General features: G+C 44.6%; 1 pseudogene. It reads right to left on the bottom strand.

Going from position 1 to position 699, the window contains the following annotated elements:
- Positions 1-618, bottom strand: a pseudogene (locus R7R78_RS26410) (mechanosensitive ion channel protein MscS); the annotation flags it as partial.
- Positions 619-699 lie beyond the last annotated feature (81 nt).

Genomic DNA, 699 nt, shown 5'->3' with positions numbered 1-699 from the left:
AATGATTTCTGCTTGTTGACGCAGATACTCCATCGATGCCGATAGCAAACGCATGCGCTTATCTAGCTTGTCTTGCAATTCCGCTTCTGCACGCTCATTTTGTACGCCTAATTGCTTGAGCCATGCCAAATTCTGCCAGCTCGAATCAAAGCTCACATCCAAGTAATGTTGAAGCTCGCGGTAGTCGTTAATAAGCGCGAGCTTTTCTTCGTCTTTCGCTTTGTTTAACTCTTCAATGACTTCTTTGGTTTTGGTCGTCAGATAATCGGTCGCGTCTTTTGAATACTTTTCCTGCGTTTTGACGAGCTTAATCAGCTTGTCACGAGGGATGGACTCACGCTCAATCGCGGACGCTAATTGATTTCTCAACTCTTCATTTTTTTGGAAAAGTTGTAGCTGAAGCGCATCACGCTCGTCACCGGCCGTTTGCGATAGGCTTTGCGATAAATCGACAATGTCGATGTTCAAGCTATCTATAGAAGCTTCTGCTTCAGAGATAATAGGAGGCTCTGTGCTTTCTGTGGCTTGCACAAAAATAGGGGTCATCATCGCGATGAATAAAGCGAATATCGCTACCCAAGGTGTCTGGCGATTTTTCAGGGGGAAATGAAACGTCATTTTTACCTCGTAGGAAACGAATCCCGATCGGAGCGATCAAGAATCGGAATGTAAAGCCTTGAAATGATATGCCCTAAGTTT

Source organism: Vibrio sp. 2134-1, from assembly GCF_033339495.1.
The sequence above is the reverse complement of the archived record's forward strand: the minus strand, read 5'-3'. Positions and strand labels throughout refer to the sequence as shown.